15 protein-coding genes are annotated in these 19,364 nt (G+C 43.1%); 1 reads left to right on the plus strand and 14 read right to left on the minus strand.

Going from position 1 to position 19,364, the window contains the following annotated elements:
* Positions 1 to 4 precede the first annotated feature (4 nt).
* The 6 genes from CP943_RS10815 to CP943_RS10840 form a co-directional block, all read right to left on the minus strand.
* Entirely contained in the window at positions 5 to 790 is a 786-nt protein-coding gene (locus tag CP943_RS10815) for an enoyl-CoA hydratase-related protein (protein WP_079289547.1), read from the minus strand.
* 80 nt (positions 791 to 870) lie between these two features.
* The gene (locus CP943_RS10820) at positions 871 to 2,325 is read right to left on the minus strand and encodes a CoA-acylating methylmalonate-semialdehyde dehydrogenase (RefSeq protein ID WP_105980991.1); all 1,455 of its coding nucleotides are present in this window, start codon (positions 2,323 to 2,325) and stop codon (positions 871 to 873) included.
* 18 nt (positions 2,326 to 2,343) lie between these two features.
* The gene (locus CP943_RS10825; protein WP_075213290.1) at positions 2,344 to 3,231 is read right to left on the minus strand and encodes an NAD(P)-dependent oxidoreductase; all 888 of its coding nucleotides are present in this window, start codon (positions 3,229 to 3,231) and stop codon (positions 2,344 to 2,346) included.
* Positions 3,232 to 3,246: 15 nt separating this feature from the next.
* Positions 3,247 to 4,962 carry an acyl-CoA dehydrogenase family protein gene (locus CP943_RS10830; protein WP_026579632.1) on the minus strand — a complete coding sequence of 572 codons (1,716 nt, stop codon included), beginning with the start codon at positions 4,960 to 4,962 and terminating at the stop codon, positions 3,247 to 3,249.
* A gap of 460 nt (positions 4,963 to 5,422) precedes the next feature.
* Positions 5,423 to 6,379 (minus strand): mannose-6-phosphate isomerase, class I, encoded by a 957-nt coding sequence (gene manA, locus CP943_RS10835; protein ID WP_105980992.1) that lies wholly within the window; start codon positions 6,377 to 6,379, stop codon positions 5,423 to 5,425.
* An 18-nt stretch (positions 6,380 to 6,397) separates the two neighbouring features.
* On the minus strand, positions 6,398 to 8,341 hold the full coding sequence (locus CP943_RS10840; protein WP_105980993.1) for a PTS fructose transporter subunit IIABC: 1,944 nt from the start codon (positions 8,339 to 8,341) through the stop codon (positions 6,398 to 6,400).
* A 539-nt stretch (positions 8,342 to 8,880) separates the two neighbouring features.
* On the opposite strand from CP943_RS10840, the gene CP943_RS10850 reads away from it, so the two are divergent.
* Positions 8,881 to 9,195: a YfzA family protein gene (locus CP943_RS10850; protein ID WP_023857538.1), complete on the plus strand. Its 315-nt coding sequence runs from the start codon at positions 8,881 to 8,883 to the stop codon at positions 9,193 to 9,195.
* A gap of 189 nt (positions 9,196 to 9,384) precedes the next feature.
* Here CP943_RS10850 and CP943_RS10855 read toward each other — a convergent pair whose 3' ends face one another.
* From CP943_RS10855 to CP943_RS10895, 8 genes are all read right to left on the minus strand, one after another.
* The gene (locus CP943_RS10855) at positions 9,385 to 9,561 is read right to left on the minus strand and encodes a hypothetical protein (RefSeq protein ID WP_026579630.1); all 177 of its coding nucleotides are present in this window, start codon (positions 9,559 to 9,561) and stop codon (positions 9,385 to 9,387) included.
* Positions 9,562 to 10,331: 770 nt separating this feature from the next.
* Entirely contained in the window at positions 10,332 to 12,275 is a 1,944-nt protein-coding gene (locus CP943_RS10865; protein ID WP_065643165.1) for a mannose transport/utilization transcriptional regulator ManR, read from the minus strand.
* 272 nt (positions 12,276 to 12,547) lie between these two features.
* Positions 12,548 to 13,204: an ABC-2 transporter permease gene (locus CP943_RS10870; RefSeq protein WP_105980994.1), complete on the minus strand. Its 657-nt coding sequence runs from the start codon at positions 13,202 to 13,204 to the stop codon at positions 12,548 to 12,550.
* Positions 13,188 to 14,066 carry an ABC transporter ATP-binding protein gene (locus CP943_RS10875; protein WP_035338678.1) on the minus strand — a complete coding sequence of 293 codons (879 nt, stop codon included), beginning with the start codon at positions 14,064 to 14,066 and terminating at the stop codon, positions 13,188 to 13,190. Before CP943_RS10875 ends, CP943_RS10870 begins: the two co-directional genes overlap by 17 nt.
* A gap of 2 nt (positions 14,067 to 14,068) precedes the next feature.
* Positions 14,069 to 14,443, minus strand: coding sequence for a GntR family transcriptional regulator (locus CP943_RS10880; protein WP_035338680.1), 375 nt, complete (start codon positions 14,441 to 14,443; stop codon positions 14,069 to 14,071).
* Between the two features lie 297 nt (positions 14,444 to 14,740).
* The gene (locus CP943_RS10885) at positions 14,741 to 15,613 is read right to left on the minus strand and encodes an SDR family oxidoreductase (protein ID WP_392387566.1); all 873 of its coding nucleotides are present in this window, start codon (positions 15,611 to 15,613) and stop codon (positions 14,741 to 14,743) included.
* A gap of 16 nt (positions 15,614 to 15,629) precedes the next feature.
* Positions 15,630 to 16,700, minus strand: coding sequence for a mannonate dehydratase (gene uxuA, locus CP943_RS10890; RefSeq protein ID WP_035338683.1), 1,071 nt, complete (start codon positions 16,698 to 16,700; stop codon positions 15,630 to 15,632).
* Between the two features lie 244 nt (positions 16,701 to 16,944).
* Entirely contained in the window at positions 16,945 to 19,353 is a 2,409-nt protein-coding gene (locus CP943_RS10895; RefSeq protein WP_105980995.1) for a glycoside hydrolase family 31 protein, read from the minus strand.
* Positions 19,354 to 19,364: the final 11 nt, after the last annotated feature.

Here is a 19,364-nt window from a genome sequence, read left to right on the forward strand (position 1 = left end):
CCTTTTATGAATGATGAAAGTTTGGTTTGCGCTTTTCGACAAATGCGTGAATTCCTTCTTTGGCATCTGAAGTGACAAACAGCTCGGCGAATCTGTTTCGCTCTCTCTCCAGTGCCTGTTCCATGCTTTCAGAGGCGCCCTGTACGACACATTCGACGGCGCGTCTCACGCTGGTCATGCTTTTTCCTTCGATAAAAGACGACGCGACCCCTTCTGCCGTCTTCATCAGTTCCTCCCCCTTTACCGCCATCTGCGCAATTTTCAGCTCTACCGCTTCTTGAGCTGAAAGCGTTCGGCCCGTCAGGATGAGATCGAGTGCTGTCGCTGTATCCGTTATATTGCGAAGCCGCTGTGTACCTCCAAATGCGGGAATCAAGCCGAGCTTTAATTCGGGAAGGCCGAGTGTTGCATCGTCTGATACGATTCTGAAGTGGCAGCTCATTGCGAGTTCCAAGCCTCCGCCAAGAGCCGGTCCGTTTATCGCCGCAATGACGGGCTTATTGGAAGCTTCGATTTCATCACAGAGCGCCTGGCCCCCTTGTGCGAGTGCCAGCCCTTGTTTTTGGTCCCCGAGTTTTGAAACGAATTCTTTTATATCCGCTCCCGCCACAAAAAATCGTCCTTCTCCTGTGACGATGATCGCTTTTGTCTCCTCGTCGCGGGTCAATTCCCGAAAAAGAGAGCGCAATTCGGCGATACAGGAAGAAGAGAGTGTATTTGCCGGCGGATTGTTCAACGTGACGGTTGTGATGCTATGTTCGGTTTTAAGTGTGGCATATTTCAAGTTCAATATGGATCCCTCCCTGTTGAAATAGAAAAGGCCCCTCTGAAAAAATCTGTTGCGCATGAGAGGGAGCCTTATGTTAAGAATTAGAACCAGCGTTCGGTGACGACCTTTTTGCGCGTGTAAAACTGGACGCCATCTTTTCCGTTTGTCCCAAGGTCTCCATAGAAAGAGGCCTTGTTCCCTGCGAAGGAGAAGAATGCCATCGGAGCTGGTACGTTGACATTGACGCCGATCATTCCGGCATCGATTTTGTCGCGGAACTGCTGGGCGCTTTTCCCGCTCGACGTGTAAATGACAGCGCCGTTGGCAAACTTGGATTGATTGGCGAGCTCGATCCCCTCATCAAGGTCTTGCACGCGGACGACGCTCAAGACCGGCGCAAAGATTTCGTCCTGCCAGATTTTCATCTCCGGTGTTACATGATCGAAAATCGTGGCTCCCACAAAATATCCTTCCTGAACATCCGGATTGCGTCCGTCCACGGCGAGTGCGGCTCCCTCTTTTATACCGCTGTCGATATAGTCAAGAACGCGTTCTTTATGAACTTCGCGGATCAGCGGGCCGACAAAGTGATCCTCTGATCTGCCGTCCCCTGTCTTCAGCTTCCGTGTTTCAGACACGAGCATTTCCATGAAATCATCGGCGATGTCATCAACGACCGCCGCGACGGAGCAGGCCATACAGCGTTCTCCGCTGCTTCCGAATGCCGCCCCGATGATGCCTTGAACCGATTTTTCAAGATGACAATCCGGCATCACAATCGCATGGTTTTTTGCGCCGGCCAGAGCCTGAACGCGCTTCCCGTTGGCTGTGCCCGTTTGATACACATATTTTGCGACCGGTTCTGAACCGACGAAGGAGACGGCTTTAATATCATCGTTCTCCAATATTCCGTTTACAACATCCTTTCCTCCATGAACGAGGTTCAGCACACCTTTCGGAAACCCTGCTTCATAAAACAGCTCGACAAGCTTTCCGGCAAGAATAGGAGTGCGTTCCGAAGGTTTCAGGACGAACGTGTTTCCGCAAGCAATGGCGAGCGGAAACATCCACAGAGGAACCATCATTGGAAAGTTAAACGGCGTAATACCGGCGACGACCCCCAAAGGATAGCGCCAAATCGATCCGTCGATGCCCCCAGCTATCGCGGGCAGGGATTCTCCCATCATTAAAGTAGGTGTGGCTGTCGCAAGCTCAACAACTTCGATTCCGCGCTGCACTTCGCCTCGGGCGTCTTTCAACGTTTTGCCGTTTTCCGTCGTAATGATGTCTGCCAATTGTTCTTTTCGCTCTTGAAGAAGATGTAAATATTTGTATAAAAGTCTCGTCCGATTGGGGACAGGCACAAGTGACCAGGTCTGATAAGCATGTTTGGCAGCCTGCACGGCACGATCTACATCCGCTCTCACAGATAGGGGCGCATAAGCGATGACGTTTCCGTTTGCAGGATTGACGACTTCTTCAGCTTCCGTACCTGAGGAATTCACCCACTCCCCGTCGATATGGTTCATAATTTTCTTGGCATTCGTTGTGATCATGTGCTTTCTCACCTCTCCTTACCGATAAGTTGTCTTCTGTTCGCTTATTTTTTTGTATAAAACAGACATATCTTTTTCACCGTATCCATTTTGATTAGCTTCTTCATAGATGCCGAAGAGAATCTTGCTCACCGGCAGTTCAACCTCATTTTTCTCAGCCAAATCCAATGCAAAGCCAAGGTCTTTCAGCAGCAGCTTCAAAGAAAAGCCAGGTTCATAGTTTTCATTCGCTATGAAACTTTTATAGTTGCGCTCATAGATTCGGCTCTGCCCATAGCTGACGTTCAGCATCTCAAACAATTTTTCGAGATCGAGATTGCTGTTTTTGGCAAGATGCAAGGCTTCACTGACGCCGGCTGTATAAAAACCGATTAAGAGGTTGTTGATCAGCTTCGTATTCGTTCCGCTGTCGATGTTTTCGTTCACATGAAAAATATTCTCGCCCAATACGTTGAAAATAGGCAATGCTTTATCAAAAACAGACTTCGGCCCCCCGACCATAAAGGTAAGCGTCCGGTTGACCGCTCCGATTACACCGCCGCTGACCGGCGCCGCAAGAAAATCAATTCCTTTGCTTTTCGCTTCCTCTGCAATCCGGATATTCAGTTCAGGAGCGACCGTGCTTGTATCAATCAGAAGGACGCCTGGTTCAGCCAGGTGTACGAGCCCCTTTTTCCCCAGAAAAACCTCCTCTGCAGCTTTTGATGAAGGAAGGCTTGTCAGGATGGCGTCACACTCTTTTACCATCTTTTCAACTGAAATCCCGATCGTTCCCCCTGCATGATGCAAGGCCAATTCAGCTTCTTTGTTAAGGTCCGTTCCATATACCGCAAAGTTCTCCTGAAGCAAATTTTTCGACATGGGCAGACCCATGTTGCCCAAACCGATAAACCCGATTTTTTTCAAACGGTTTCCCTCCGATCACACCGTATATTTTTCATGAGCGGCTATTTTCTCTGCGATTTCGCGTTTTTGAGCAAACAGATTGCTGAAAAGGGGCAAAGTAAGGCTGTGAACCTCTTCCAATTCGAGCTTTCTTTCAGCTTCATCAGATTCTATGCCTGATAAGGCGGTTACCGCCATCTCTTCGATTTTGCGGAAGCCTTCTTCACAAATAACGTTCGTCATCATTTCTTTCAACCGTGCTTTTTCGCTTCCGTATCTTTTGGTTGCCTTTTCGGTCCGGAGGGCGGCGGATTCCATCACATAGAGTTCTTTTTGCATGTCGGCGAGAATCCGCGCGTATTCCTGCTCCTTTTGAATGTTCACGCGGGAGCGTTTAAGCGCTTTTAATGTTTTGCCGAAAAGCCTGTTGGACAGCTGAATAAACCGCCGGTTTCGGTTTTCCCCGCTGCTTAATTGAGCTTCCGGCTCTGAGATGCCGTTTTGCTTCACTTCTTTCATCATCAGTTTGGCGATCGTCAAACGGTTAATCTCGTTTGTCCCTTCGAAAATCCGGCTGATCCTCGCGTCCCGGTACAAACGTTCGACTTCGTACTCCTGCATGTATCCGTAGCCGCCATGAATCTGCACCGCCTCGTCTGCATTTCGGTCGAGTATTTCGGAGCAGTGAACTTTATTGATCGCGCATTCGGATGCATAGTTTGTGAGTTTTCTCAGTCTGTCGTCTAATGGCTCAGCCGAATTTAAAACATGGTCCAGGCAGTCTGCCGTTCTGTAAGCAGCGCTTTCGGCGCCGAAAATCGAAATTGCCATGTCGGCAATCTTTTCTTGAATCATTGAAAAACCGATGATCGGCTTGTTAAATTGTTTGCGCTGTTTGGCGTAGCTAACGGCAAGGTTCAATGCTTGCTTTGCCATTCCAATGTTCGAAAACGCGAGCTTTAAGCGGGCCATGTTTAAAATGTTCAAAGCGACGTGATGACCTTTCCCGACATGACCCAAAACATTGTCGTTTGGCACCTCGACTTCTTCGAGGATTAAGGTTGCCGTCGAAGACCCTTTGATTCCCATCTTCTTCTCTTCAGGTCCGATGGAAACGCCTTTAAACGAACGTTCGACGATAAATGCTGTCATGCCTTCCGCCGTTTTTGCAAAGACAACATATACATCAGCTACTTGCGCGTTCGTAATCCACTGTTTTTCCCCGTTTAAAACCCAGGCTGTTCCTTCCCCATTCAAGACAGCCGTCGTTTTTGCGTTTAAAGCATCTGAGCCTGCGCCCGGCTCTGTCAGAGCATATGCTCCGATCCATTCGCCCGATGCCAGTTTCGGAAGGTATTTTCGTTTTTGTTCTTCTGTTCCATAATAAATATACGGCAATGTCCCGACGCCCGCATGAATATTAAAGGAGACGCTGAACGATCCGCCGGCTCCCATTTTCTCTGCTACTAACCCGGAAAGCTTCTTGCTGAGTGAAAGGCCGCCGTATTCCTCAGGAACTTCGATACTGAGCAATCCGAGCTCTCCCGCTTTTTGAAACAATTTTTTCACGCTTTCGTGATCCTGCTGATCGATCGATTCAAGAAGGGGCATGACTTCATTTTTGACAAATGATTCTGTCGTTTTTGAAATCAGTTGATCTTCCTCTGTGAAATCTTCCGGCGTAAATCCTTCAGCAGCCGATTCGTGTTGAGAAATCAAGGGTTCATTCCATCGAATTTTTGCTTTCCCCATTGCTTTCCTCCTCGCTTCCGCTAAAAAGAGTGATAAACTGAGATAAAAAGACGATGAATCCGCTTACATTTTACCTGATACGAATCATCGTCTCCTTTTCTCATCCAGATAAGGACCAACCAATTATGAAGGGCACGGTTGTTTCGGTCATTTAGCAGGCTTTTCTTCTGCCTGTCGCCGGAACACAGCCCCGCTTTTTTGTTTCATGAAGCAACTGTTCCGCGAAAAGCTCCGGGCAGTGCAGCTGATGTGTAAGTTATGAAGCTTTTAATATCAGCTTATCAAATAATTGGAAGATTTCCAAATGTTTTTTTGGTTTACTCTATTTTACTTGTGAAAGCTTGGGAATATGCATTGTCCGCCTTGTGGCGAACGCGTTTTGGCAAGCCGGCATGCTTTTTTGAAAAAATAAAACAGACCATCGTTTTGATGGTCTGTTTAGAAAGTGACCGTTGATGGCTTATTCATTTGACAGGCTTGAGACGATACATTCTGCACGGCCGGCGATTGTAAATTCTCCAAAGCCCGCAGGCAGCAGCATGTGATCTCCTTTTTTAAAAGAAAAGTCGTTGCCGCAAGACGCATTGATCTGCCCTTCCCCTTCTATGACGCTGACAAGAAGAAACGGTTTATCCTGTTTGAAACAGGCTGATCCTTTTACATCCCATTTTGCTACTGAGAAATAAGGACACTCAATCAGTGCGGCAGTCTTGACATTACCCGATGTTTCATATCGAACGTCTTCGTGGCCAGGCGAAGACGGGACGTCGATCACTTCTATGCTTTTTTGCAAATGGAGCTCGCGCAGATTTCCTTCAGCATCTTTTCTGTCATAATCATATAGTCTGTAGGTTGTGTCTGAATTCTGCTGCGTCTCCAAAATCAAAATACCTTTTCCGATCGCATGGACGGTTCCGCTCGGCACATAGAAGAAATCTCCCGGCTTCACTTTGACGCGGCGCAAGAGTTCGTTCCATTTCCCGTGTTCGATCATTGAGACCAGTTCTTCCCGCGTTTTGGCATGGTGGCCGTAAATGATCTCCGCATCTTCTTTACAATCAATGATATACCAGCATTCCGTTTTTCCAAGCTCCCCGTTTTCGTGCAGTTTTGCATATTCATCGTTTGGATGCACTTGTACGGATAGGTCTTGGTCGGCGTCCAAAATTTTTGTCAGAAGAGGAAAGCGGTCTCCCTTTATATGTCCGAATAAATGGCGATGTTCATTCCATAATTCGCTGAGTGTGAGCCCTTTATACATGCCGTTTTTCACGACGCTTTGCCCATTTTGATGGGCGGCGAAAGCCCAGCACTCCCCCGTTTGTTCGGATGGAATCTCGTAGCCGAAAGAGGCTAAAGCTGTGCCGCCCCAAATTCTTTCTTTAAAAACAGGCTCGAAAAATAATGGTTTAGTCATGACGGGCATCCTCCTTTTTTAGATGATTTCATCCAGAAGTTTGTATGCTTCTACTTTTGTTTGAGCAGAGAGAAGCTTGTCCCTGTAGGTGTCATCCATCAGTTTTCGGGAGAGCATTTGCAGAAGCTTCAGATGCTCGTTTCCCCCGCTTTCTTTCGGGACGGCGATCATAAATATCAGTTTGGCGTCAGTTCCGTCAAGACTCTTCCAGTCGACGCCCGAACGTTTGATGCCGAATGCTACACTCGGCTTCTTGACGGCGTCAGACTTCCCGTGCGGGATCGCGATGTTCATGCCGATTGCCGTTGTCCCCTCTAATTCGCGGTTCATGATCGCTTGTTTAAATTCGCTTTCCGAATGCAGTGCACCTTTACGGGACAATTTTTGAATCATTTCATCGATAATGTCGTCTCTCGTATCCCCTGATAAATGAGGTTCGATCAAATCTGTATCAATGATGTCAGTGAGCTTTTTAATTTCCGGTATTTCGGATTTTTTGCTTTCCGCTTTTATTTCGATGTTCGGCTGCGGAATGTCATGAACTGCAGCAGTCTCACTTGCCCCTGCAGGAGCGGCTGCGACCTCTTTTTTGAGTACATTGACCAAAAGAGCGGTGACCAGGGATCCGGCAATAACGGCGATGAAGAACATCAACACATGATCGACAGCGCCAAGCACTGCTACAATCGGTCCGCCGTGGGCGACTCTGTCCCCTACATTACCGATCATGGCGATCACAGAACCAGTCATTGAACCCGCCATAATACTCGGTATGACGCGAAGCGGGTCCTGTGCAGCAAACGGTATGGCACCTTCAGTAATACCGAATAACCCCATTGTAAATGCTGCTTTTCCCATTTCTCTTTCTTGCGCCTGAAATTTTCTTTTTCCTAAAAACGTTGCGATGCCAAGCCCGATCGGAGGAATACAAATGGCGACGGCGATCGGACCCATAATTTCATAGTTTCCTTCACCGATCATGGCTGAACCAAACAGGAATGCCACTTTATTGACGGGGCCGCCCATATCAAACGAAATCATCGCCCCTAAAATTAATGCCAGAAGAATCGAACTTGAGCCCTGCATACCAGCCAGCCAAACCGTCAAAGATTCAAAGATTTGCGCGACAGGCGCGCCGATCAGCAATACGAATGCCAAGCCGACAATAAGCGAGGAAACCACCGGTATGATGATGATCGGCATGATCGGCTGAATGGCTTTTGGCACTTTTAATTTTTTGATGGCCAGCGCCGCATATCCGGCTAAAAAGCCCGCGATAATGCCGCCGAGGAACCCCGCACCGCTTCCGCTGCCGTAAAAGCTTCCTGTCGCTGCGATGTATCCGCCGATCATCCCTGGCACAAGCCCCGGTTTATCGGCGATGCTGTAGGCAATATAACCGGCTAAAATCGGGATCATGAATGAGAATGAGGCAGCCCCGATTTGCTCAATCGTTTTCCAAAAAGATTCATCAGGAATCACTAACCCTTTCGGCGTTTTTTCACCTCCAAGCGTCAGTGCGACCGCAATCAATAATCCGCCGACAACGATGAAAGGAACCATAAATGATACACCGTTCATTAAATGCCGGTAAATCGGATTTTGTTTTTTCTCAGTTTGAGCTGAGGCTTCCGTTTTCGCAGCCGGCCGATAGACAGGTATATAGCCGCTGATCGCTTTTTGTATTAATTCTTCCGGTTTTCGGATGCCTTCCTGAACACCGACAGCCAGAAGTTTTTTCCCGATAAAACGGTCTTTGTTGACCGAGCGGTCTGCGGCTATGATAATCGCGTCTGCCTCGCGGATTTCCTGCTCGGTCAGCTCATTTTCCACCCCGATGCCGCCTTGTGTTTCGACTTTCATTTGAACGCCCATTCGATCGGCCGCTTTTTGCAAATTTTCCGCAGCCATATACGTGTGGGCAATTCCGTTTGGACATGATGTAATCGCTAACAGTTTCATGCGAATCCTCCTTCTGAAACTAAAGTAGTGAGCAGCTCTTGTCATTACTTTATAATAAAAACATGCGTGTAAAAGCGTTGTTTTTTACCGCATGTTCCGGAAAAACCGGCTTTTTTAAAAAAACCGGACTGCAATAAGGGGCGACTTGTAACACTTGGGACTGATTGTGAAAATGTGCCGTATTGCAACAATTGGGGACTGAAATTTTTCGAAGAGGTGTAAAGTGAGGACATTCCTTTTTAATGAAGGATATCTCGAAATCAAGAAAATCAAGGTTGAACTTGTCAGCAAATCCCTGCTGAACACGAAGATGTTTCCACTACAATGAAAAACTATGATCTTCGAATCAAATATTTATGTAAAATCACTCTTTTATTCAAAAACCAAGATCTCTTTCTTGAGGGGTTTTGCTTTTGAGTGAAATGTAAAAAAGAAGGTATTTCCTCCTATCATGTCGAGAGGATTAAATTTTGAAACTTATTCTTTAATTTTCCGTATATCCATATAAAAATGGTATCTAATGCGGGGAGGAATATTCGTTGGCTGAAAAGCAAAAAAGGGTTCCATTTTTTAAAAAATATTGGGTTTCTCAAATTGGTGTATTTTTATTGTCACAGATAATTTTTATTACATTTGAAACAACAGGATGGATACCTAATTATAGAGAGATTGATGGAACACTATTTGGGAGAATTACGGAATCGTCAATTTTTATAGAATGGTTTACTTTTTATGAAACACCACAATTAAATTTACTTACTGTCTTTTTTGGCGTCTTCTTTCTTGTGCCAGGAATAATAAGTGCATTAAAAAACGTATTTTCGCCTAGACACTATAGTAATAGCTCTAAATAACCGTGATTAAAAATAAATATGGTTGATTAAAATGAATAAATTTGAGAGGGGTTTTGATTTTGAGTGAAATTGAAAATCACTTTGTCTCTAAACAGAGGCAAAGCGATTTCGGCAACATTAGCTATTGGGTAAATCTATACGTGCAGGCGTGCTAGTCCTTGTTCACTAATATCCTCCTCGTGTTACACCTTACGAATTAGAATTACTAAATAATTGCTTAACTTTATAAGCAATTACAGCGAGGTATAAAATTGCAATAAACACTAATACTCCAGTGCCAAAATCAGTTTTTGATACTAAATAAAGACTGATCAGACCGAAAATAATGTACATCACAATATCAAAAACATTTTTCTTGTTGTACATCAAGTTCCCCCCATTAAGCAATTGATTCTAGGTGCATATTTGATGCAACCCTGGAATAATAAATTTTTATATTATTGGAAAATAAATAACTTTATAGTAATTATCGGCTTTAAAATTTCTCATTATGCCTAACTCTAACACGTTGCCTTTTCGTTTTACATAAAAAGTCCAAAATTTGAGTAAATTTTCCCGATGTAATGGTTTGTGTTTTTTATAAAGATCAGAACTATTCATTCATTTTGAAAAACATTCAATTCATATGCTCATTTCTCTTTTAAAATACTATCTCATAGTTAAAATTCTTAAATTGTGGGAACGTTACTGATACTCTCTTCATAAAGAGGTAACTATACGGATGCGGAAATGAGAGGCAGCCCCATTGTAACTGGAAAAGATGCTGGAAAGTTTCTCAAAAAGTACTACGTAAGAACAGAAAAGTTGAAGCCCGGAGAGTCCAAATAAAACAGTTAAATCAAAAAACATCCGCAGCAATTTAACAAAAAACATAGAATCGCATTGAAGATGTTAAGCGAAAATGAAGTTCTTCCCTCTAACTAAAAACAAAGTTGATACTTTAATAAAGCCTTTCTTCTCCAAAGAATATATTTTAATTACACATTAAAAAATCTAATTTTATGGACAACATAACCCTTTGTTGTTGGGCTTGCAATAAAAAAAGAATAGGATAAAGCAAAACTGCTCACCTATCCCATTCTGTTGTCTGTATATCGATCTTTTCTTGAATGTTGATGAAGGTCAGAACCCCGCCTTTAATAATCCAAATAAGATAAAAATGTCATGACATTTGTTTCTTTCGTCAGCTTTTGGATGAAAGCCGGCTGCTCGCTTAAGCTGGACAGCTCTTGAAACAATTGTTTTGTCATGTTTTGATCCTCGTGTTTGACAGCCAGCATAAAGACGAGCGATACTTTTTCAGAGCCCCAGTCAAGCGGCTCTTTTAATGTGGCGATCGCAATGGCTGATTGTTTAATCAATTTGGCGTTCGCGTGAGGAATGGCGATGCCCGCTCCGATGTTTGTCGCCGACATTTTTTCTCTCATGACTGCCTGTACAGCATATTCTTTTTCTACATAGCCTTTCTCGTATAAAGCCATCGCCAGCTGTTCAATCAGCTTGTAGCGGTGTTCTGATTCTTGCTGCAGGAAGACGAGGAAAGGAGTCGTGTCATTCAGCACTTTAAACGTTTTTTGTATTTGCCGGGACGATTCACCGAGCTGATCCATAAAAGCGCTGAGCTTTTTCTCATCGGCCGACTCGAGCAGCGGAGATACAACGATATGGGGAATTGATAAATCCTCCAGGCTGACCGTTGATATGACAAGATCGATATCTTCATGTCGTGCAGTATAGTCCGCCAAATCAGCTTTTGCGATGCAGTCCATCACGGCAATTTGGTAGAATTTCCGTTCAATTTTTGTCCGCAGCAGTTGTGACATCCCGATGCCCATATGACAGACAATGATCGCTTTTTTATGCTTGTCTTTTCCATAGCTGAAGCGCTCGATCGCCGCTTGGAAATGCAATGTCAGATAGGCGGCTTCTTCCTCGGGAATTGAAAGTGAAAACGTTTGGTTGATGTCTTCAAGAACATCAATGACAATATGAAACAGATATGGGTACATTTTTTTGATATCGTTGAGCATCGGATTTGATACGGAAAGGTCATAGCTCAGCCGGTTTAAAACGGTATTAAGGTGAATTTTCAATCCGTTAATCAAAACCCGGTCCTCGCGGAAATCCATCATTTTCAACTCTGAGACACGCCGGATTAAATATTCGACAACCTTTGGAAGCAAAGGGTTTTCCAGTCCGTTCTCCCCTTCTTTCCCAAATGGATAACGAACTTTGCCGCCTAATATATGCAATGTTAAATAGACGGCCTCTTCTTCAGGAAAGCGGATCGCAAAAACAGCTTCCAGCCGTTTTAAACAAGCAAACGTCCACTGAAATTCTTTTTTCTTTTTGACTGCATCTATTTCTTCCGGAGAAATGGTAATCGGCTGTTTCATTTTGATGCGGCGAATCATCAGCAGTGTATGCAACAGTAAATTTTCGAACGTTTCATCAGTGAAATATAAAGAATGTCGCTTTTGCAATGATCTGATTTCGCTTTTAACAAATTCCACTTCATGGCTTAAAAATTGGCTTTTAATAAATCGGCTTGTAAACTCCGGGTTATCAATCAACTCCGAGATGCGCGCCAGCGCTTTTCTCTTATTTTTTTCACTTCCTTCGATCTTTAAACCGAGGCGCTGCTTGGACACAAGAGTGAGGCCAAACCGCTGGAGCCAAACTTCGATTTGATTCAAATCCCTTTTAATGGAAGACTTATTCAAGAAGTGCTCGGCAGCCATTTCTTTTGCAGAAACCGGCTTTGGATTCATTAATAACTGATAAGCGATTTGCAGCATCCTTTCTTCATCGGATTGCTGCTGTGCGGCGTGATGTTCGGTATATAACTGCCGGCTTAAACGGACCCTTTCATGATCTTCAATATTCAAATAAACGCCCAGTCCCGGTTTGCGAATCAATTGAGCATCAGAGTGCTGATTGAGATAATCTTCAATCGTTTTTAGATCATTTCTGATCGTTTTTTCAGAACACTTTACCCTGTCTGCGAAATCTTGTACGACTAAATAGTCTTCAGGTTCAGATAACAACAGATTCAGAATGTCTTTTTGCCTTGTATTCATATCTCTCTCACCTGTTTTTCTATCCTTCCCTAAAAAGAAATGATAGTATAAGTATACTACAAACGTAACCGTTTACATTATACAGTGAAATAAAAGGGTCAAAAGTTTCGTTTTTTACCGAAACTTCCGGAAAAAATGCTTTTATCAACACGGAAATTTTTCTTTTATAGGAATTTTTTATAATAGATGATAGTGGGAGGAAAGTAAAACAGCCGTACGGTTCTAAGCAACGAAAAAAGGATCAGCGAAAGCTCCTCCCGCTGATCCTTAAACTAAAATTCTCTTTTATTATAAAAGCTGAGCGATATCGCATATGAAACAGAAATCATCACGAGCAGTACGCCAACTAAAAGGATGAATGTGCCCGCATTTGACATTTCACTCAGAAAAGCCGTTAATTTTTGGCTTAGTGCAAGGTTTTCCCCCGCATTTATAAATTTAAAAAAGGCCGTCCCTCCAAATATAATGACGAAAAATATGATGATATTGGCCATTTTGGACTTCAAATAGCCATACTTAAAAATCAGAGGAAATGAGATCGAGCTAAATAATGTGACAGCCATAACAGCACCCATGACGCCTGAAAGTGTCAATGGGAAATCAAGCGGCAAGTGCAGCATATGTCCGATTGCATTGATCAAAGAATAGAAGAGAATGGCATAAGCCGCATAGACATAAACCGATACATATTTTGATAAGACGATGATGTTTCTTTTAATGGGCAAGCTGATCAGGATTTTATCACTGTTGTTTTTGTCTTCTAAGGAGCTTGCGCCTAATGCCAGCTGATATGTGACAGCCAAAACCGCCACTGTATATCCGACGAGCTCAAGCTGTGACAATGTAAAAGTAAAAAATATCATCAATAACAGCGATAGTTTCATTGCTCTTTTCTGCATTAAAATATCCTTTTTAATAAGATGATACATGTTGATCACTCCTGCCGGTTGAAAATACCAAAATATCCTCCAAAGTCGGTTTTTCGATCATGACCGAATCCCCGAAATGCTGAACGACTCCCCGCTTATCTTTGGAGAGCGCTTCGAAGCCATAGCTGTTTTTCTTAATGCCGATTAAGGCGTCTTCGTTTCCTTTATGCAGCGTATCGAGGTCTCCTTTTACAATGCAGTACTCCTCCAACAGCTCATCCTTTGTTTTGCTCAGCACGAGCCGGCCGTTATGAATGAAAGTGATATAGTCCGCTACTTTTTCTAAATCAGAGGTAATATGCGTCGAAAAGAAAATCGACTTGTTTTCATCCTGCAGCAATGTTTGCAGCACGTCGAGGAGCTCCGATCTGACAAGAGGATCGAGTCCTGATGTCGGTTCATCCATGATCAATAATTCGGCATGATGGGAAAGCGCGACCGCCAGTGAGAATTTCATCTTCATTCCTTTTGACAAGTTTTTGATCTGCCTGTTTAAAGGGAGCTGGAAGTCTTTTGCGTACCGCTGAAAAACAGCCTCATCCCACTTTTTGTAAAACGGTCTGATGATTCCTTTCATTTCGTTCGGTGTCAGTTCTTCGTAAAAATGATTTTCATCGTATACAAAGCCGATCCTCTGCTTGATTTCGATATTGTGCTTTTCATTGTCGAGACCGAAAATGCTGATGTCTCCTTCGTCTTTTTTGATCAGGTTCATGATCAGCTTGATGGTCGTGCTTTTTCCGGCTCCGTTCGGGCCGATAAAGCCCATAATATATCCTTTTTCAAGCGAGAAGTTGATGTTTTTTAAAGAGAAATCTTGATAATGTTTTGATACATTTTTTAATTCCAGTATGCTGGTCATTTTTACCACTCCTCATAAACCAGTTTGAGCATCTTTTGAAGTTCCTCGTATGTAAAGCCGATTTGTTTCGCTTCAGTGACGGCTTCTGCTATGTGTTCTTCGATCAATTTGACTTTTGTTTCTCGAAGCACGTCTTTGTTGATCGCTGCGACATACGAGCCCTTTCCCGCGACTGTGACGATAAACCCTTCTCTCTCCAGTTCGTCATAGGCTCTTTTTGTTGTAATTACGCTGATTTTAAGCTCTTTGGCCAGGTTTCTGATCGATGGGAGCGCCTCTGACTCCGAGAGTTCTCCCTTGACGATTTGATCTTTTAATTGGTTGACGATCTGCAAATAAATCGGTTCATCCGATGAATTTGAAATGATGATATTCAATGCATGACATCCCTCTATTCGTTATAACTGTATATATACAATATAAACAGATATAACACCTTTGTCAAACAATAACAAAACAATACATATTAGCAGCGGAAAACCTCCTGCTTCCTGCACGGCGGTAGTGATTCGGTAATATTGATGAAATAAGGAAGCAGATCATACAATTGTTTATCTTCTTGCCTGTAAAAAGGAAAAATTGAATTAATAAATCCCAATTTCTCAATGTGGCACAGAGAAATTGGGATTTTTTCAGTGTTGAAAATCAGCTTTTTGAAGCAAATCCTCTCTTAGTTATACTCCAGAATAGGCGGAGAATCCTCCATCGACCGGTATGATGGTTCCAGTGACAAATCGCGAGGCTTTATCGCTTACCAACCATAATAACGTTCCGATTAGATCTTCCGGAACCCCAAATCTATCCAACGGCGTCTGGTTGATAATTTTTTGTGCTCGCTCCGTATATGTTCCGTCTTCATTGAGCAATAGGCTCCTATTTTGGGCGGTAAGAAAAAAGCCTGGGGCAATGGCATTGACACGAATTCCGACTTTTGACATATGCACAGCAAGCCATTGGGTAAAGTTACTGACGGCCGCTTTTGCACCGCTGTAGGCGGGAATTTTCGTCAGCGGCGTATAGGCGTTCATGGATGAGATGTTAACGATCACATTTCCGTCGTGATCAGCCATGTCTTTTGCAAATACTTGAGTGGTTAACAGTGTACCAAGAAAGTTTACATCAAATACAGACCTTACTCCCTCTATTTCTAAATCAAAAAACGTAGTCAATTCTTTAGTATTCAAGTCTTTTTTATATAAATATTCTTTATCTGTTGTTCCCATTGGATGGTTGCCGCCTGCACCGTTAATGAGGATATTGCATCTGCCGAATGTTCTGTTAATGAGTTGTTTCGCTTGTTCAAGGCTTTGTTTATCAAGGACGTTTGCTGTAACGGCAAGTGCTTCGCCTCCGTTTTCTTGGATCTCTTTCGCTACTCTGTCTGCCGATTCAGCTCTTCGGCTGACTACTGCTACTTTTGCACCGCATTGAGCTATTGCTTTAGCGAAACAGCTGCATAAAATGCCGCCTCCACCTGTCACTACAGCCACCTTATCTTTCAAGTTGACATGAAAAGGAATCTGCACATTCATCCCTCGTCTCTGCATTTTAGTTAGTGCTTGTTCATTTATTGCATTCAAAGGCTATCCGCTTCTTTTCTTTCGTCAATGTTTCCCACATTCCATTTAAATACACTGCACCCAGCGCACGGTCATATAAACCATAACCCGGTTTACCGGCCTCTCCCCAAATCATTCTTCCATGATCCGGTCTGGCTGGTCCGGCAAAATCTATATCTCTTAATGCTCTTACGATTTCATACATATCTAAAGAACCGTCTTCTGAACGGTGGGAGGATTCTTGAAATGACTTTTCTCCAATGATCTTAATGTTTCTCAGGTGCACAAAGTTGACTTTTCCTTTTTTTCCGAAATAACGAATCAATTCCGGAATATCATTTGTTGAATTCACACCCAGTGACCCGCTGCATAAACACAAACCGTTAAAGGAGCTGTCATAGAGATTAATCAATCGCTCCAAATTCTCTTTGTTCGTTATGATTCGAGGCAGTCCAAAGATAGGCCATGGCGGATCATCCGGGTGAATCGCCATTTTGACTTGTTCATTTTCTGCCGCCGGTATAACCGCTTTAATAAAATACGAAAGATTTTCCCATAAATCCTCTTCCGTAATGTGCTGATATTGTTGAAAAAGATTCTTTAGCTGTCCATCTTCATAGCTTGTGTCCCAACCGGGAAGTTTTAGTTCACCATGTAATGGATTCATTTGTCTAACTTTTTCTTCTTCATAAATTAATGCTGTAGAACCGTCTTCTAGTGCATAGTCTAAAGAAGAACGAGTCCAGTCAAATACAGGCATGAAATTGTAACAAACGATTTTAACTCCCGCTTTTGCCAAGTTGCGTATCGTCGTTTTATAGTTTTCAATATATTGATCTCTTGTCGGAAGACCTAATTTAATATCTTCATGGACAGGTACACTTTCAATGACACTTAACGATAGACCATGATTTTCAATTTTTTCTTTTAACTCTACAATTTTCTCATAAGGCCATGCTTCCCCTACAGGAATATCATAAATGGCCGAAACAATTCCAGTAACGCCGGGAATTTGGCGAATATACTCTAATGTGACCGGGTCGCTGTCTCCGTACCATCGAAACGTCATTTGCATGGTTCTCCCATCCTCTTCCCTCTTATTATTTAACAATCGATATCATCATTTCGCATGACAATAACAATATATTGGAGCGGTTTTTTTCAAAAGAATTTGCCGATTAGTATCCGCTTACATAAATTTTCATGATCATGATTCATGTGTCGTGCTAGATGACAAAATTCAGCTGGCCGGGATGTAACCGCGGACAAAGATTCTTGCTCGATTAATGGAAACATCATCATCATGTGGCCTTAATCTTTTAATCATACGGCAAACTGTAAGAAAACGCTCCGTTCTTGCTTTCCAGCTCTGTGCCATTTACGATCAGTTTTCTCTTTTCTCCATTTGGTACGTGAAAAGTGAGTTGATCATACGATAACTCGTATGTTCCTTCCTTTTGTATTGAAAGATTGATCCCGTCTTCTGTTGTCTCCATATCGACATGTATAAAGGCAAATGTACGAGTATATTCATTTGTTAACCCATCATCTTCATACAAACGATAAGTCGATTTTCCTTTTCCTTTGAATGGGAATAACAAAAATCCTCTTTCATCTTGGTTCTTTGTTTGGAATGTCACTTTTGCACCATTTACCGGAACGATCGCTCCCGCTTTCGCTAATAGCGGAGTATAATGTAATGGTGCCGGCAGAACGACTGTCTTCCCTCCTTCATACCATGTTCCCGTATGGAAATCATACCAGCCTTTTTCATGGTTCGGTAAATATACCTCCCGCTCCGTCATTCCTTTTTCGACGACAGATGCAACCAGCAAAGATTCACCAAGTATAAATTCATCGTTCTCTTCAAATGTTTTCTCATCATGTTCAAAATCATAAAATGTCGGTCGAATGATCGGCTGATAATGTTCGTGCGCATCATATAGCGCGGTGTAAATGTAAGGGATGATCTTATGTCTAAACTTAATGAGTTCACGGATTTCATCGATTGTTTCAGGAAACATCCATGGTTCATTAACTGTCCCGTCATCGTTCCACGAATGAATGGTAAATCTCGGATGCATGATGCCGTTTTGCACCCATCTTACGAATAGCTCCGGTTCAGGGGCCGGTCCTGAAAATCCGCCGACATCATGGCCGAAATTGTAAATGCCTGATAAACTTAGACCGATGCCTGTTTTAATGTTAAATTTTAATGTTTTCCAGCTTGTTCGGTTGTCACCCGTCCAAGTTTGTGCATAACGGTGCATGCCGGGACAGCCGGATCTTGAGATCAGATATGGGCGTAATTCCGGGTTGTATTCTAGCTGAGCTTCGAAAGACGCTTTCATCATCAAAAGCGGATGAAGCGCGCGGATCAGTTCAAACTCCACTTCTTTGCCGAAGCCGTGACACTTGGCGTTTTGACTCCATATTTCAAATTCGTTATTATCGTTCCAAGTTGAATCAATTCCGTATTCCAACAGCTTTTCTGTTATTTGAGCCTTCCACCAGTCGAACGTTTGGCGCTTCGTGAAGTCTAAATAAGCTCCGATATCATCCCAAAATTGGGCCATTTCCGGTTTTTGTGTTTCTCTGTTTACAATGAACATGTCTTTTTCTTGTAGTTCATCAAAGTACGGATGATCCTTTAGCAAACACGGTTTAATGTTGGCGCATAAACGGACGTCCTTCTCATGGAAGTGTTGCACCATCTCTTTTGGAGCAGGGATTTTGCTCTCATCCCAGTTAAAGACATAACGTTTATCACCGATAGATGTGTATCCTGACGATAATTGAAACGAATCGCATAACATATCATGTTCTTCACAAAGACGAACGAAGTTTTTTAATTGTTCCTGTGCATTTGGCGCATCGGTATAGCTCATCGTAGAGCCTGAATAGCCCAGGCTCCATTTTGGCGGCAAGATCGTTTTGCCTGTCAGCCAAGAGAATGTTTCGACTACATCTTTTATTTTCGGACCGGCTATGAAGTAGTAGTCTAAATCCCCCTTTTCAGCCTGATAATAGCGGTACAGTCCATGATAGTTATCAAGCTCTGAACCCATATCAAAAATGGAAGCTGATAGATTATCATAGAACATTCCATAGGAGATGCCTGTTTTCTTATGACGTGTAATATAGAATGGGATATGTTTGTATAGCGGATCTGACCACTCTGCGTCGTACCCCATCGCATCGATATTTAACATCCGGTAGCGTTTCCCGTGTTTATCGACGTTTCCCGTTTTCTCGCCAAATCCAAAATATTGTTCCTGGACATCGCGTTGTAAATAATGGTATACGTCCTTTCCAAAAGCCCCTTCAAAATTATACCCTTGTGTTTGCCGATCGTTTGCAACATTGATCCATTCAGAACCATTGTGATAAAACCAGCTGATTCTAAAGCCGTTCAATTGAACATGAAGCTTGACCTTACAGGTTTTCACGATAAAAACATCTTTGACTTGCTGGAATTCGTATTGAGGCAATGTAAATCCGCTCATGTCTAAACGATGGCGTCCCTCCCATGGCACATCGATCTGTCCAGGCGCGACACTCCACGTTTTTTCAAGCGTTAACGCTTCTCCCTCCATCAGTAAAATCCGAATTATATCTTCTTCAAGAATGAATATTTTCGCATGTGCATGACCGTCATTTAAATGAAAATGTAGCACATTTTTCTCTTCTTTCATAAATGTAAACATGTAGGTTTCTTTAATTGACATTAAATAGACGC

It is taken from the genome of Bacillus paralicheniformis (assembly GCF_002993925.1).
Taxonomy (GTDB): Bacteria; Bacillota; Bacilli; order Bacillales; family Bacillaceae; genus Bacillus; species Bacillus paralicheniformis.